Origin of the sequence: Sulfitobacter sp. (assembly GCF_036960155.1) — a bacterium.
In the GTDB taxonomy this organism is placed as follows: domain Bacteria; phylum Pseudomonadota; class Alphaproteobacteria; order Rhodobacterales; family Rhodobacteraceae; genus Sulfitobacter.
The window spans coordinates 111,748-125,262 of record NZ_JBALWB010000004.1 but is presented as its reverse complement, the minus strand read 5'-3'; the positions used below and the strand labels follow the sequence as shown (position 1 = coordinate 125,262).

Annotated in this window: 12 protein-coding genes; 8 read left to right on the top strand and 4 right to left on the bottom strand. The window is 51.3% G+C overall.

What is annotated here, in order from left to right; all coding sequences use genetic code 11:
• Window positions 1-192 precede the first annotated feature (192 nt).
• Entirely contained in the window at window positions 193-597 is a 405-nt protein-coding gene (locus tag V7775_RS12020; RefSeq protein ID WP_335752142.1) for a MerR family transcriptional regulator, read from the bottom strand.
• Window positions 598-639: 42 nt separating this feature from the next.
• Between V7775_RS12020 and V7775_RS12015 the strand changes: the two genes are divergently transcribed.
• The 3 genes from V7775_RS12015 to V7775_RS12005 are packed head-to-tail and all read left to right on the top strand — an operon-like array spanning window position 640 to window position 1,432.
• A complete protein-coding gene (locus tag V7775_RS12015; protein ID WP_335752141.1) occupies window positions 640-1,026 on the top strand; it encodes a mercuric transporter MerT family protein in 387 nt (128 codons plus the stop codon).
• Complete coding sequence (gene merF / locus V7775_RS12010; RefSeq protein WP_335752140.1) at window positions 1,023-1,232, top strand: mercury resistance system transport protein MerF; 210 nt, start codon at window positions 1,023-1,025, stop codon at window positions 1,230-1,232. The genes V7775_RS12015 and merF overlap by 4 nt, the downstream gene beginning before the upstream one ends.
• Window positions 1,208-1,432 carry a GDCCVxC domain-containing (seleno)protein gene (locus tag V7775_RS12005; protein WP_335752139.1) on the top strand — a complete coding sequence of 75 codons (225 nt, stop codon included), beginning with the start codon at window positions 1,208-1,210 and terminating at the stop codon, window positions 1,430-1,432. Before merF ends, V7775_RS12005 begins: the two co-directional genes overlap by 25 nt.
• A gap of 278 nt (window positions 1,433-1,710) precedes the next feature.
• On the opposite strand, the gene V7775_RS12000 is transcribed toward V7775_RS12005, so the two are convergent.
• Window positions 1,711-2,835: a hypothetical protein gene (locus V7775_RS12000; RefSeq protein ID WP_335752138.1), complete on the bottom strand. Its 1,125-nt coding sequence runs from the start codon at window positions 2,833-2,835 to the stop codon at window positions 1,711-1,713.
• A gap of 480 nt (window positions 2,836-3,315) precedes the next feature.
• Between V7775_RS12000 and V7775_RS11995 the strand changes: the two genes are divergently transcribed.
• Together V7775_RS11995 and V7775_RS11990 are read left to right on the top strand one after the other, a co-directional pair.
• Window positions 3,316-4,287, top strand: a complete 972-nt coding sequence (locus V7775_RS11995) for a retron St85 family effector protein (RefSeq protein WP_335752137.1) — start codon at window positions 3,316-3,318, stop codon at window positions 4,285-4,287.
• Window positions 4,274-5,218, top strand: coding sequence for a retron St85 family RNA-directed DNA polymerase (locus V7775_RS11990; RefSeq protein WP_335752136.1), 945 nt, complete (start codon window positions 4,274-4,276; stop codon window positions 5,216-5,218). The genes V7775_RS11995 and V7775_RS11990 overlap by 14 nt, the downstream gene beginning before the upstream one ends.
• A gap of 443 nt (window positions 5,219-5,661) precedes the next feature.
• Here V7775_RS11990 and V7775_RS11985 read toward each other — a convergent pair whose 3' ends face one another.
• Both V7775_RS11985 and V7775_RS11980 read right to left on the bottom strand, forming a co-directional pair.
• Window positions 5,662-8,181, bottom strand: coding sequence for an ATP-binding protein (locus V7775_RS11985; protein WP_335752135.1), 2,520 nt, complete (start codon window positions 8,179-8,181; stop codon window positions 5,662-5,664).
• Window positions 8,178-8,906, bottom strand: a complete 729-nt coding sequence (locus V7775_RS11980; RefSeq protein WP_335752134.1) for a response regulator transcription factor — start codon at window positions 8,904-8,906, stop codon at window positions 8,178-8,180. The genes V7775_RS11985 and V7775_RS11980 overlap by 4 nt, the downstream gene beginning before the upstream one ends.
• 237 nt (window positions 8,907-9,143) lie before the next feature.
• On the opposite strand from V7775_RS11980, the gene V7775_RS11975 reads away from it, so the two are divergent.
• The 3 genes from V7775_RS11975 (at window position 9,144) to V7775_RS11965 (ending at window position 13,509) form a co-directional block, all read left to right on the top strand.
• Complete coding sequence (locus V7775_RS11975) at window positions 9,144-10,163, top strand: ABC transporter substrate-binding protein (RefSeq protein ID WP_335752133.1); 1,020 nt, start codon at window positions 9,144-9,146, stop codon at window positions 10,161-10,163.
• A 94-nt stretch (window positions 10,164-10,257) separates the two neighbouring features.
• Complete coding sequence (locus V7775_RS11970) at window positions 10,258-12,420, top strand: ABC transporter permease (RefSeq protein ID WP_335752132.1); 2,163 nt, start codon at window positions 10,258-10,260, stop codon at window positions 12,418-12,420.
• Between the two features lie 27 nt (window positions 12,421-12,447).
• On the top strand, window positions 12,448-13,509 hold the full coding sequence (locus tag V7775_RS11965; protein WP_335752131.1) for an ABC transporter ATP-binding protein: 1,062 nt from the start codon (window positions 12,448-12,450) through the stop codon (window positions 13,507-13,509).
• Window positions 13,510-13,515: the final 6 nt, after the last annotated feature.

Here is a 13,515-nt window from a genome sequence, read left to right as displayed (position 1 = left end):
GCGCAGAAAGCGTACTTTGCAAAGTCGCGCGAACGGCCCAAAATTACCGCTCGCGTTGGCCCCGCACGCTGCGACGCAGCTTCCACGAAGCAGACATTGATACGTCGCCGCAGCATTATTGAGGTATTAAGGTCTGCTCAGCGGACGAAACTGCCGTTCGCTGCAGCTGCTCCAATGGCTGCTTTGCTCTGATCATTTTTCGCTAAAGCCATCTCTCATGAGAGAGTTTAGCATCGGACAAGCCGCAGTCCCGTCATCACAATTCGCGGACAAACTCAGAAGCGCTTCACGGAGGCGTGTCAGGGTTTTGATCTTGGCGTTGATTTCATCCAGATGATTTTCCGCCAACGTCTTCACCTCGCCGCAACTTCGATCATCTTGTTCAGTCAGCGACAGGAAGGTCTGGATGATTGAGATTGGGAAACCCAAGTCTCGACATCGCCGCACAAACCTCAATGTGGCAATTTCATCGGTTGAATAGAGCCTACGCCCACCCGCTGAACGGCCCGGCTTAGGAACAATGCCTTCGCGTTCATAATAGCGGATCGTTTCGATGTTAACGCCGCTTTGTCCTGATGCCTTGCCAATCGTAAACATTTTACTTGCTCCTGTAGCCACTACAGGAGTTAGAAACGCAAAATGGACCTGAGCGCAAATCAACAAACCGAAACTGACACCGGCGTAGCCGCGCGGCTGGTCATTCCACTCGCGGCACTTCTGGCACTGTTGTCAGCTTCATGCTGCGTGTTGCCAATCGGTCTGTCCATCATCGGTTTTGGCGGCACATGGCTCACCATGCTTGGGCTTTTCATAGCATATCGCGGTTTTATCCTTGTCGCTGTCGCCATAGCGCTCATCTGGGCATGGTATCGTGTGATATCGCCCAAAGCCTGTGCAAAGCGTAGGCGATCTGCGATCGTCTGGGCATTCCTCGCCACCATTGCATTCTTGGTTGCGCTGTCATCGCCATATTGGGAAGCCTCAGCACAACGGTTTATGTGGGATTTATGGAGATCGACCCGATGAAGAACAAATTACTGGCACTTGGAGTGGGCGGAACAATCCTCGCAATCCTTTGCTGTTTCACGCCGTTGTTGCCCATTGTGCTTACTGCGCTTGGTCTGGCTGGCCTGCTTGGCGCACTTTACAACGACGCTGTTTTGCTGCCGATCTTGGCAGGTTTTCTCATACTGACGGGGTACGCGCTATGGCGACGGAAACAACAAAAGTAGTTTTAGAATCCACATTGACCTGTCCATCTTGCGGGCACGTGGAAACTGAAACCATGCCTACCGACGCGTGTCAGTGGTTCTATGAATGCAAGTCTTGCCAGGCGGTCTTGAAGCCGCTCGAAGGGGATTGTTGTGTGTACTGTTCATACGCAACAGTGCCTTGCCCACCGATCCAAGAAGGCAAGCCCTGTTGCGCATAGCGGACTTTCGACACTTCGCAGCAAGTCGGTAGGTATGGGCTCACTGCCGCCATTCGCCGCGTTTGCACAACAGAAAAAACGGGCAGATGCCCTGAGCGTCCGCTTTCTTCGCGCCGCTTTTTCGATCTCGCGCTTGCAGCGAAGGGCTGCTCTCCGCCGATGTGACAAATGGCTATGTCTCCTTTGGGCTGGGAGCGGTCATTTGACGCCATTTGCACCAACGGCAGCTATGCGCAGAAAGTGTACTTTGCAAAGTCGAGGATACTTCCCGAAAGCTGTCATTCGTTTGTAGCTTCTCGCCAAAGCCTGTGCTCCTCACGTAAGCGCGCCTCAGTCTCCTCTAGGATTTTATCTAGATCAGGGTTAGCCGGGCTAAGGGCGGCAAGTTCAGAAGCGATAGCTAGGACTTCCCAGGCTCCATAGTCATGGAAAGGGTTTAACCCCATTACATTTCCTAACGTCTGGTCGCTCGCCATTGGCGCAAGGAATAGTTTTGTGACTAACTCCTTGGCGTCATCCAGTTCCCATTTTGAAACAAAGAGAAGTAGCGCGCAGAGCGCAAGAAGGTAAGTCGGTGCGCCAGACTTATAGTATCCAGCAGAGCACGCTTTCTTAATAGGAGAATCAGGGCCAATTGCGACAAAAGCGGCCAAATCGACAGCTTTCGTATAATATGGTCGTAAAATGGAGGTATCCAAGACATCCTGTTCAAAGTGCGTCTTTGATAGTGCCTTGGCCCGCGTGAAGGAGGAAATCGGGAAACGCGACGCGACGCGTTTTTGCCGTAGAAATTCCAAGAGTTGAGAATGATCTTCCGCGAAACTAAACCTTGCTGCCTGTTTCCAATTAAAATTCAACTTTTCGGCCTTGCCCGGCTGGAATGGCTCGCGATACCCTATGTGTCTGACCAGCCCTTCCATCCAATTGATGGCGGCTGTTTTCGTGGTCATTCGAATACGAGTTTTGCATTTCAGCTCGAAAAACCATTGGCGCATTTCACGGATCGATTGTTGATCAAAGATACCATTCTCTATGCCTTTACAAACGAGGCTCCGAATGAACCGAGTCTCTGCACTACGCTCATCCGCAAAATTGATCAGGAAAAGCTCAGAACTGCGGGTGGCTTCCTCGTTAAATTCACAGAATTTGTTGTGTGCGTCTTGTCCGATTGGACTCCGAAACCTGAAATGAGGTTGGCGAATTGCTTTTGCAGTAGCTCGCGATTTTGTTTGGCTTACGATTTGAGCGCCAGTGACACCGCAAGATGAACAAACTACATCGTTGCTGATAAACTCTCGGTGTTCTGGCGAGATAGCTGCAATGGGATCTGCCCCCATCAACATCAGAAGCTGCTCAGGGTCGAGTTCTCGCTTAAAGCGAGATGAAAAAGCGGTTGTTGGCATGTTCAATAACGTCCCTTAGATACGACGCAGCCAATTTCTATATCTGCGCTCCATCAATAGGCATTGTTTGTGTTGCTTAGCAAAGGTCTGCTTTCATGACGTGAGGAAAACAGTGTTGTGTCCGCTTTGGGCTGGGAACAGTCATTAGACGCATTTCATACTAACGGCGGCTTTGCGCAGTTAGTGTACTTTGCAAAGTCGCGCGTCCGGCCCAAATCCGCCATTGAGTATTGATGTGCCGCGACGTGCCCAGCCGAAGCGGACATTCGTTCAATGTGGCCTTGACTTCGTTACTTGCATGTTCGAAGTTGTATTTGCTTTACGCGTTTAGGCTACAAGCCTTGTCGGGCGCTTCGCCAGATATGTATTAATTGAACGACATTGTCGCCTCGAATGGTCCTCGTATTTCCTTCGCCATTCGCTCTCGCTCAAGTCAAATAAAATCCAAGGCCCCTCCGAGCCTTGCTAAGGTAAAGCCCATTGTTTCCTGAGCTGGTACATAATTTTTTTGGTGCGATTGACTTCACAAAATCGAGAATAGTATTTCCGAGAAAACTAGTCTTTGTTTGTGGCGGCAAATCGAACGGAAATGAATCTGCGCCGTTTTCCATGCGCGAGTTGTTGATAAATCATTCCAGTAAAACGAGCGAACCCGGCGAGTTTCAGGGCTCTAGAATTCTTTTTGCAGAAGAAGCCGTGAACGCTCTAGCCGACAGCCATTTTGAAAACCTTCTAGACCTAGAGGAGTACATAGCTGCCGTTGTGAGTAATGTTCTCTTGATAGTAGAAAGCGCAGGTTCAATCTGTGAACTTGGTTCTTTTGTGAAAGTTGAAGAAATAAGCGAAAAGCTTGTAATTATCATGCTCAGCGATCATTCCTATCCAGCCTCGTTTATCACGAGTGGTGCGCTTGGATACTACAATCAATATCATGATAACCCTCAAGTTCTGGGGTTTAGTTGGCAAACTAGCAAGGCTGGCGTAGTTAGCGCCGCCGAATATGTTTTGGACAAAATGGTCTCCGACATTCCTGAAGCTATGAAGGCAGTCGCTTCCAATGGAAAAGAAGAGATTTTTAAAAGGGACAACATTGGTCACAGAATCTACCTTGTGCTTGCAATCTGCCATGCTCTGAGAGCAGCGAAGTTCAAGGAAATAAAGATGGCTCTCAAAGCGTCCGAAGTGGTGGGAGAGAAGTTCAACGACAATGATATTCGGCGTTGCCTCGATATCCTCATAATTTGTGAGTTACTAAAGCCTGTAAAACATGGAAAGCTCGACTATTACGTTTCCCAAGTCGTTGACCTGCCGCTTAAAATATCTTGGAAGAAGGGCACTGCGGACAAAGATCGGGACACCTTGCGATGGATAAGGGAAATCTCCGACGCTGGGAAAATTGACGACAAGGATAGGGTTGAAATTTTTTGGGAGCACAAGAATGCAGAGTCCTGAAAACTTACTTGTCCTAAATACTGCAAAAGAGTGTGGATTGACAAAGTCTGAGTTGCTTTCTTTGGTCGAAACCGCTCCAAAGCGTTATTACGTTTGGAAAATTCCGAAGAGATCAGGTGGTGAACGGATAATTTGCCACCCGGCGCGCGAATTGAAAGCTATTCAGCGGTACTTCGTCCGAAGCGTACTGAGCGGGTTGCCAGTCCATCCATCTGCTATGGCATATGTTGCTGGCAGTTCAATAAAGGAGAACGCTAAGCGTCATGCAGAATCGCGTGTCGTGATGAAGTTGGATTTTGAAGATTTCTTCAATAATTTGGTGGTCGATAATTGGGAACAGTTTGCCTCAGCACACTTTCCAAAATGGACCGCCGAACAGATCAATTTCACCAGCAAAATTCTATTCTGGGGTGCAGGTTCGGTTGAACCTACTAATCTTGCAATTGGAGCACCTTCCTCCCCATTACTTTCAAACTGCTTACTTTTTGATGTGGACGCTAAACTGTCTGAATTTGCTGTGTCCCAAAACCTCATTTATACACGCTATGCCGACGACATTACTTTTTCTGGCCGAGGTTTTTTGAATTTTGATGAGACAATGGGTGCGGTAAAATGCGCCTTGTCAGACGCTAAATGGGTCAATTTGCGTCTCAACGCAAAAAAAACCAAACTTGTCTCCAAAAGGACAAACCGCCGAGTAACCGGATTAGTACTCACTCCAGACAACAGGATATCGCTGGGACGCGAGCGGAAACGAAAAATCAGTTCGATGGTGCATCATAGCCTTCATGGCAAACTTTCCGTGGAAGACTACGCAAAGTTAGGTGGTCTAATAGCATTTGCGATAGATGTAGAACCCAGTTTCGTTGATAGCCTCCGTAAGAAATACGGAAGCAAAATAGTAGATATGTTGCTTCGGCGGGTCCCCTAAGAAGGATTGGTTCTGTGAATGAAATGACGGTTGTTCCGCCGCGACCTCCAATAGTTAACTATCGCAACGAACGACCGCAATCCGCCGAAGATGCCTGAGGGCGATGTCCGCTTTGGGCTGGGAGCTGCCGTTAGACGCCATTTGCATCAATGGCAGCTTTGCGCAGATAGTGACCTTTGCAAAGTTTCACCTATTCCTCGACAGCGGCCTTTCGTGTGGCGTGCGGCGAAAGTTGGCAATGAGCCCATTGTGTGAATTCAGTTTTCCTACTGCGTGCGCTCGCAGCGTGGAAAATGCTGCGTCAGCGTAAAACTGGGTGCTGCCGCGTAGCGGGGAAACAAGACATTCATGCAGAGTGCAGCAAAGATCAGAGGTCGAATTCACAGGCTGCGGGACAAAGTGTGAATTCGCTACGATTGATCCTATATCCGCTTCTGACAATTTCAGGTGTGCTCTTCCGTTTCAAGAATATAAGTAAGCTTGCCGCATGTGACTGGCTTTTCGATGAACGTCGTATGATCCGGTACAACCTTCTTCGCTGATGAATTGCCCGACATGATGATGGTCTTTACTTTGTGCGATGCGCCCCAAGCCGTCTCGACGAGATCAAGGCCATCGATGGCCCCGCCGAGATCAAGATCGCTTAGCAACAGATCAAAACGGTTTTGCTGGAGTAATGTCTGCGCATACTGGCCCGTGTCGCTTGTTGTGACATCATATCCGAGATCTTCAAGAATCTTCCTGACAGATACTCGCGTTCTTGGGTCATCCTCTACAAGCAAGCATGCCTTTGCAAAAGCTGCATGCGTCTGCACTTTATCAGCCACCGCAAGTGGCAACAGAACTTCAATTTGCGTGCCACGCGCGACTTCACTTTCGATATTCAAATGCCCGCCAGTTTGCCGGATGAAACCGTAGACAATGGATAGGCCAAGCCCTGTTCCTCCTTCGCCTTCCCGCGTAGTGAAGAAGGGCTCAATCGCGCGATCGAGAACATCCATAGGCATGCCATGTCCGTCGTCTTCGATCAGAATACGCGCTTGATTTGTGCCCTGTTGATCAAGTTTGACTTTGATGCGCCCATCGTCAGGAACCGCGTTGTTGGCGTTCAACAGCAGGTTCAATAGCGCGGCTTCCAGCTGACCCGGATCAACACGTACATGCAGTGGGGTCACAGGTAATGTGATATCTAACTGTACGTTTGGTTTGAGGCCAATCTCAACCAGATCAACCATCCCTTCAATCAACGCGTTAAGGTTCACTAACTCAGGTGTCAGGCTTTGCTTGCGGGCAAACGCCAAAAGGCGATCGGTTAACGATGCGCCAAAATCAACAGCATTTCCAATAGCATCAAGGCTTTCGCTTGCGTCGTCATGGCCTCGTGTTTCAAGCAGATGCGCATGGGTTCGAATGGTTGACAGGATGTTGGCAAAATCATGGGCTGTGTCACCTGCAACCTTACCAAGCGTTTCGATACGATCAATTTGTTGCAGCCGATCTGACATCTTACGACGTTCCGTGACATCCGCCAAAAGCCAGACGCGACCATCGTCGGGCAATTTGCTGGCACGTATGTCTAACACCTGTCCATCTGACGACACCAACTCGCAATGGCCACGATGATCATGCTTGAGGCCAATGCGCTGTGCAGCATCGGCAAAACGTCCTTGATACAGCCAATCTACAAACGAAGCGACCTCTGGCGATCTATCCGGCAGTTGCAGGATTTTAAGGAAAGCTGGGTTCCGAGCTGATACGCGACCCGTTGGATCGGCAATGGCGATGCCGTCCGAAATATTTGTGAATACCTTTTCAAACAGCGCGTTGCGCTGGTCAAGTTGCCGGTTGGACCGGTCCAGTCGCAAGGCGTTTGCCCGGAAGCTTCGAAAAGACCGAAAGAGGTCTCCGATCTCGTCCTTACCGCCAAGGCGGCGTGGTAGCGCACTCGCACGGTCCCCATTTGCAAGCCGGACCATCGCCGCTGAGACCCGTGTGATGTTGAACGTCACGTATTGCGAAACGTAGATTGCCGCGGTTATTGCCAAGACAAGGCTGACAACGCTAATGGCGGCTACGGACATGCGTGCCACCCATATCGTGCGAGATGAAGCAGCCCTCTCACCGGCCAGAAACGCCTCAGCTTGATCTGCGTATTCGCCCGCAAGCTCATTAATGCGGTTCGCATCATGGCGAATGCGAAACAGCGCGTTTTGAGCCTCCAGATTGCTGGAAAGCTCGTGACGTCGCAGTTCAAAAACGCCTATATTTCCCCAGACCACATCCTCAAGACGGCCAAGGAACAACACTTGTTTTGGGTTAAGTGGGGCCGCGCCAAGTTTCTCGCGCTGCCGCAGATAATGCCGTTGCTCTTCACCAACGCCTATTAGGTTCCCAGCATAAGCTGCATTCAACGCATCGGCGTTCATACTTTGCAGCGACCACCAGATCAGCCGTGTCGCATCATCTTCACCCGGCGAAGCAGTAGCACTTGTCGCTGTAGTCCTGAGAATACCAAGAACTGCTGTGTGATCGCGCAATTGCGCTTGCAACGCATCAAGACGACTCGACGCCGCGACAAGATCGGTGACACCTGCGGCCATATTATCCAGAATATCCGATACGGGTGGTTGAGCATCTTGCGTCTCATCAAAACGGGTCTCTGGCCAATCGGTCCGAACGCGATCCAGAACCGTCAGCAGTTTTGCCCCTTCTTGTTCGATCAGGAAATTCGACCGTTGGTTCAAAAGATACGGGGCAGATGTCGCCAGATCAGAAGATCGTTTCGACAAATCGAGCGCTTGGGCCACCTGACTAAGTGTTTTTTGGTGCAAATCCTGCAGACGCGCATCAACCCGTTGCAACGCAAGCCAAGTCACCGCACTTGCCGCCAATACGGCAATCGCCAAGAGCGTCAAAGCCGCCCAGAGTCTCCCGCGCACAGTCCGCAGACTAAAAAAACTCACTGACTTGGTCTTATAGTCTCGGTGACAAAGATATACCCTTGGCCCCGGCGCGTTTGAAGATGAACTGGCTTTGACGGATTTTCCTCAATCTTGCGGCGCAATCGCAGGATCAAAACGTCAATCGTACGGTCCATATAACGGGTCAGATCACTGCCAATTTCGGCGAGTAAATCAACACGGGGAATGATCTGATTGGGCCGATCAAGAAAGAAATCGAGCAGTCTATATTCAGCATTGGTCAAAGGCACTTCATCGCCGTCTCGCCTGCTGACAATCTTATTTGACCGGTCTACGACCAGCTCTCCCAACGCGATATTCTGATCATTTCTATCCAGCGACACAGGCGCGCTGGCCCCTTTGCCATACCTGCGCAACACTGCGCGAATACGGGCAATCAACTCGCGTGGATTGAAGGGTTTGAGTAAATAGTCATCCGCGCCCACCTCTAGCCCGACAATCTTGTCGGTTTCGTCGCCCCGGCCAGTCAACATCACGATGGGCAGATCACCCTTGCGGCGAATGTCCATCGCCAACGCGAGACCGCTTTCGCCCTTGAGTTGCAGGTCGATCAGGACCAGATCAAAGTCGACGGACTTGCGGATTACCAAGAAATCAGCACTGCTTTCCATGGGGACTGGATCAAATTGGTTTTCGGTCAGCAAAGCAACCAGCGCATCGCGCATGCCAACTTCGTCGTCCACAATCCCAATCTTAGCACGATTCATTCATCAGCTTTCTGTCGACCTGATACCGAGCCTACTGACAAACTGTCCTTCCGTCTCAGCTTTAATCGTTTCAAATATTACAAAACACCGACACTTTGTAATACTGTTAACCAGAAACCCTCGCACCTGTAGCATTGTTAATGGACGCAGAGTCTGCGTTTTCGCGATCACCCCCTAAGCTGACCAAGCCGATCGGAGACACATCCGTGTTGGCAGAAATACTTCTGGGAGGAAGGCATGAATAAATTTGGTTTGGTCTCATCAGCCGTTTTGATGATCGCGGGTGCCACGGCTGCATCTGCTGACGAAATTAGCGTTGTCTGCAGCGCGGAACAAGATTGGTGCGATTTGATGGTCGCAGCTTTTGAAGCTGAAAATCCTGACACCGACGTCCTGATGGTCCGCAAATCGACAGGTGAGACATTGGCGCAAATCCGGGCCGAAGCAGGCAATCCAAAGATTGATGTATGGTGGGGTGGCACCGGCGATCCACATTTGATTGCAGCCGAAGAAGGGTTAAGCCAGCCTTCGGGCGTGGATACGTCAGAATTGCTTGGATGGGCGCAGAACATGGCGACCATTTCTGAAGGTAAGACCATCGGCATTTATGCTGGTGCCTTAGCGATGGCCTATAATTCCGAGATTTTGGCAGAGAAGGACATTGCTCCGCCAGCATGCTGGGCGGATTTGGAAGATTCCCGTTTTGTGGGCGAAATCCAGGTGGCTAACCCAAACAGTTCTGGCACAGCGTATACGGAGCTTGCAACATTCGTTCAGTTGTTCGGCGAAGATGAAGCATACATAAAACTTGCCGCCATCGGTGAGAACGTGAACTCATATACCAAGTCAGGTTCGGCCCCATCCAAGGCAGCCGCACGTGGCGAAACTGGTGTGTCCATTGGCTTCATGCATGACATGGTCAACCTCGCCGCACAAGGTTTCCCGCTGGTTGCAGTCGCCCCATGCGAAGGCACCGGTTATGAGGTCGGGGCTGTTAGCATCATTGAAGGCGCGCGCAACTTTGAAGGTGCCAAGGCGTGGGTCGAATTTGCCCTTCGCGCTGATATCCAGTCACGTGCACCGGAAACAGGATCTTTCCAAGTCCCTTCAAACTCCAATGCAGAAGTTGCACCGGAATCGCCCGACCTCGCGTCGATCAAATTGATCGACTACGATTTCGCAACCTATGGATCGAGCGAGACACGGGCGCGGTTGTTGGCACGCTGGGACTCTGACGTAAGTGACCCTGCACAGTAGACCTCCCTGTCGGCGCGCCTCTTTTGCATAACGCCGGCCATTGGGTGCCCCGCATTTTTGGGGCACCCTCTCTCTCACTTCATTGGACTTAATTATGAAACGAACGGTTTTGGTCTGGCTCGCAACCGGGTTGGTTGGCTTTGCTGTGCTGCCTTGGCACATGACGGACGCTGGCTTCTTATCATTTGAATGGCTGATGGATGGGGCACCTTCAAGCGGACTTTGGCTGGCGATGTCGGGTCAATGGTGGCTAGCACCGATAGGACTTCTGTTGCTCGCCGCCATGGCCACCGCATTTAGCATGAAAAGTCCGGTGCAACGCGCCCAAAACACATTGGGACTTGCGGCAATGGGTCTCCTTTGGACTGCCTTGCAAGGCCTAATCGTTGTGCGGGCAGGTCCGCGCGTTCTCGAGGGTCTCTTGACAGGTGATGCCATCACCGCAGGCCAGCCCGGTATGGGCGTCGGTGCCGCCATGTGCATCGCTGGTCTATTGTTCGCGCTGACCGTTTCCATGTCGCAAACCGGCAAAGGACGTGGCGATGCCTTCGTCGTCAGCACCATCGGCTTGATTATCGCACTTGTCGGGGTCTTTGTATTTTTTCCTGTCATGCACATTCTGGTTCGCGCCTTTGAAGTTGAAGGCGGCTATAGCCTAACCAGCTTTTTCCCGCGATTCTTCAGTAGTGATATCTGGGGGCTAAGGTGTCTCGTCTCTGATCGGTCCTGCGGTGTTGCAATCAATTCCGTGTTTCTTGCCGTGCTTACGGGCCTAGGCACGACGATGCTTGGCCTTTCGTTTGCACTGATCTTTACCCGTACAGACTTTCGGGCCAAGAAACTGCTGCGTGTCCTTACGGTCATCCCGATCATAACGCCACCCTTCGTTATCGGCCTCGCATTGATCTTATTGTTCGGGCGGAACGGCACGGTTACCGCTTTTGCTGCTGACCTATTTGGAATGGAGAAGACGCGGTGGCTTTATGGTTTCTGGGGCGTCTATTTCGCCCAATTATTGTCTTTCACACCGATTGCTTTCCTCGTGTTGATTGGCGTCGTGCAAGGCGTCAGCCCGTCGATGGAAGAAGCTTCGCAAACACTGGATGCTGATCGCTGGCAAACCTTCCGCTATGTATCACTGCCCCTCATGCGGCCCGGTCTTGCCAATGCGTTCCTGTTAGGTTTCATCGAAAGCCTCGCAGACTTTGGCAATCCGTTGGTACTAGGCAGCGGCTACTCGGTGCTATCAACTGAGATATATTTCGCCATCGTTGGTGCTGTAGCCGATCCTGCCAAGGCCGCGATTCTTGCAATCGCACTCCTTACTCTCACGCTGTCAGCGTTCTTGTTGCAGCGTATGTGGTTGGGCAAGAAGTCCTATGCGACCATCACAGGCAAAGCGGATTCCGGCCAGAACGCATCGCTAAGCCCCATGGTTAAAACATTGTGCTATGCCACTGCGTTGCCTTGGGCGGCCCTCACAGCAGTGGTCTATTCGATGATCGTGTTTGGCAGCTTTGTAAAACTCTGGGGCTATGATCACAGCTTTACCTTCGCTCACTACATTCGTGCCTTTGGGATCGACTTCACAACGGGGCGCTTGTCGGGCGTGGCATGGGACAGTTACTTTACCACGCTCACCATTTCGTCCATTGCGGCACCGTTGACGGCGATCGTTGGGTTATCGACCGCATACCTTCTGGTCCGCCAGAAGTTCGTGGGCAAAGAGCTGTTTGAATTTTCAACCATGCTCAGTTTTGCCATTCCCGGCACCGTGATTGGTGTGAGCTACATCATGGCGTTCAACTTTCCCCCAATTGAACTCACTGGCACAAGCATCATCCTGATTATCGTGTTTGTATTCCGCAACATGCCCGTCGGCGTGCGTGGCGGGATTGCGGCCATGTCGCAACTCGACAAAAGCCTTGATGAGGCTTCGATCACGTTGGGCGCAAACAGCTTTACGACAGTGCGGCGCGTGATCTTGCCCTTGATGGGGCCAGCAATCCTTGCGGCGCTGACTTACAGCTTTGTGCGGGCTATCACCTCGGTCAGTGCTGTGATTTTCTTGGTCAGTGCTAAACACAACATGGCGACTTCCTTCATCGTTGGACGAGTCGAGAATGGTGAATTTGGCCTCGCGATTGCGTATTCTGCTGTGTTGATCATCACTATGCTCGCAGTGATCCTGCTTCTTCAACTTCTTGTCGGATCGCGGCGTTTGCGCCGCACCGATCGCGTCCAAACAGCGGCTTGAAACCAGGCCAAACATCCGGAGAAACTTATGAAAAAATCCACCCCTGGTTCCGTGCGCTTCGAAAGCGTCGTCAAGAAATTCGGCGAGGTCACGGCCCTCAACAGCCTCGATCTTACCATTGACCCCGGTAAGCTAGTCACCCTGCTTGGCCCATCAGGATGCGGGAAAACCACCACCTTAAGACTCATTGCGGGGCTAGAAATGGCCAGCGCAGGTAAAATCCACATCGGTGGCGAAGACGTCACGCATTTAACAGCAACCTACCGCAAGGTGTCGATGGTGTTCCAATCCTACGCCTTGTTTCCACACATGACAGTCGAACAGAATGTCGCTTACGGGCTTACTGTAAAATCGATGCCCAAGGCGGAAGCTGCACAAAGGGCGGAACATGGGTTGGAATTGGTCGGCCTCGCAGGTTTTGGTGACCGATTACCAAGCGAACTTTCGGGTGGCCAACAACAGCGTGTTGCCGTTGCACGTGCGATTGTGCTGGAACCCGAAGTTCTGCTTTTGGACGAACCCCTTTCAAACCTTGACGCGAAATTACGCCGCCACGTCCGCGAAGAAATTCGCCAAATCCAACAGCGCCTTGGTTTGACGGCAGTCTATGTCACCCATGATCAAGAAGAAGCGATGGCCGTCTCGGACCGCATTATCGTGATGAAAAACGCAGAGATTTCACAGGAAGGATCGCCTAGCGATCTTTATGAGGCTCCGAAATCAGCTTTCATCGCCGATTTTATTGGGGACGCCAATCTCCCAGAGTGCAGTATCGAGAGCGTGACGAACGGTGAAGCCACCGTCATCATGGACAATCTAAAATACAAGGTCCGTGACGGTGGGCTGCAAAAAGGCCATGCCAAAATGGTGCTTCGCCCCCATAATTTACTCCTTGCCCCTCCCGACCAACAAGGGATCAAAGGCGAGGTCAGCTATGCAGCCTACCTTGGGAAAGAAATCCAATACACCGTAGAAAGTGCGATCGGGTCGCTCTTTGTGATCAGTAACGTGACAGATAAACCCTTTGTACAAGGCGACACCGTGGCCATTCAGTTCGACGCTAATCTTGCACGTCTCGTTGCGGCATAGAGTGGA

Excerpts from the sequence above, each read along its gene's own strand:
- V7775_RS12020 (WP_335752142.1), bottom strand. The coding sequence starts at position 597 with ATGTTTACGATTGGCAAGGCATCAGGACAAAGCGGCGTTAACATCGAA.
- V7775_RS12015 (WP_335752141.1), top strand. The coding sequence starts at position 640 with ATGGACCTGAGCGCAAATCAACAAACCGAAACTGACACCGGCGTAGCC.
- merF (WP_335752140.1), top strand. The coding sequence starts at position 1,023 with ATGAAGAACAAATTACTGGCACTTGGAGTGGGCGGAACAATCCTCGCA.
- V7775_RS12005 (WP_335752139.1), top strand. The coding sequence starts at position 1,208 with ATGGCGACGGAAACAACAAAAGTAGTTTTAGAATCCACATTGACCTGT.
- V7775_RS12000 (WP_335752138.1), bottom strand. The coding sequence starts at position 2,835 with ATGCCAACAACCGCTTTTTCATCTCGCTTTAAGCGAGAACTCGACCCT.
- V7775_RS11990 (WP_335752136.1), top strand. The coding sequence starts at position 4,274 with ATGCAGAGTCCTGAAAACTTACTTGTCCTAAATACTGCAAAAGAGTGT.
- V7775_RS11980 (WP_335752134.1), bottom strand. The coding sequence starts at position 8,906 with ATGAATCGTGCTAAGATTGGGATTGTGGACGACGAAGTTGGCATGCGC.
- V7775_RS11975 (WP_335752133.1), top strand. The coding sequence starts at position 9,144 with ATGAATAAATTTGGTTTGGTCTCATCAGCCGTTTTGATGATCGCGGGT.
- V7775_RS11970 (WP_335752132.1), top strand. The coding sequence starts at position 10,258 with ATGAAACGAACGGTTTTGGTCTGGCTCGCAACCGGGTTGGTTGGCTTT.
- V7775_RS11965 (WP_335752131.1), top strand. The coding sequence starts at position 12,448 with ATGAAAAAATCCACCCCTGGTTCCGTGCGCTTCGAAAGCGTCGTCAAG.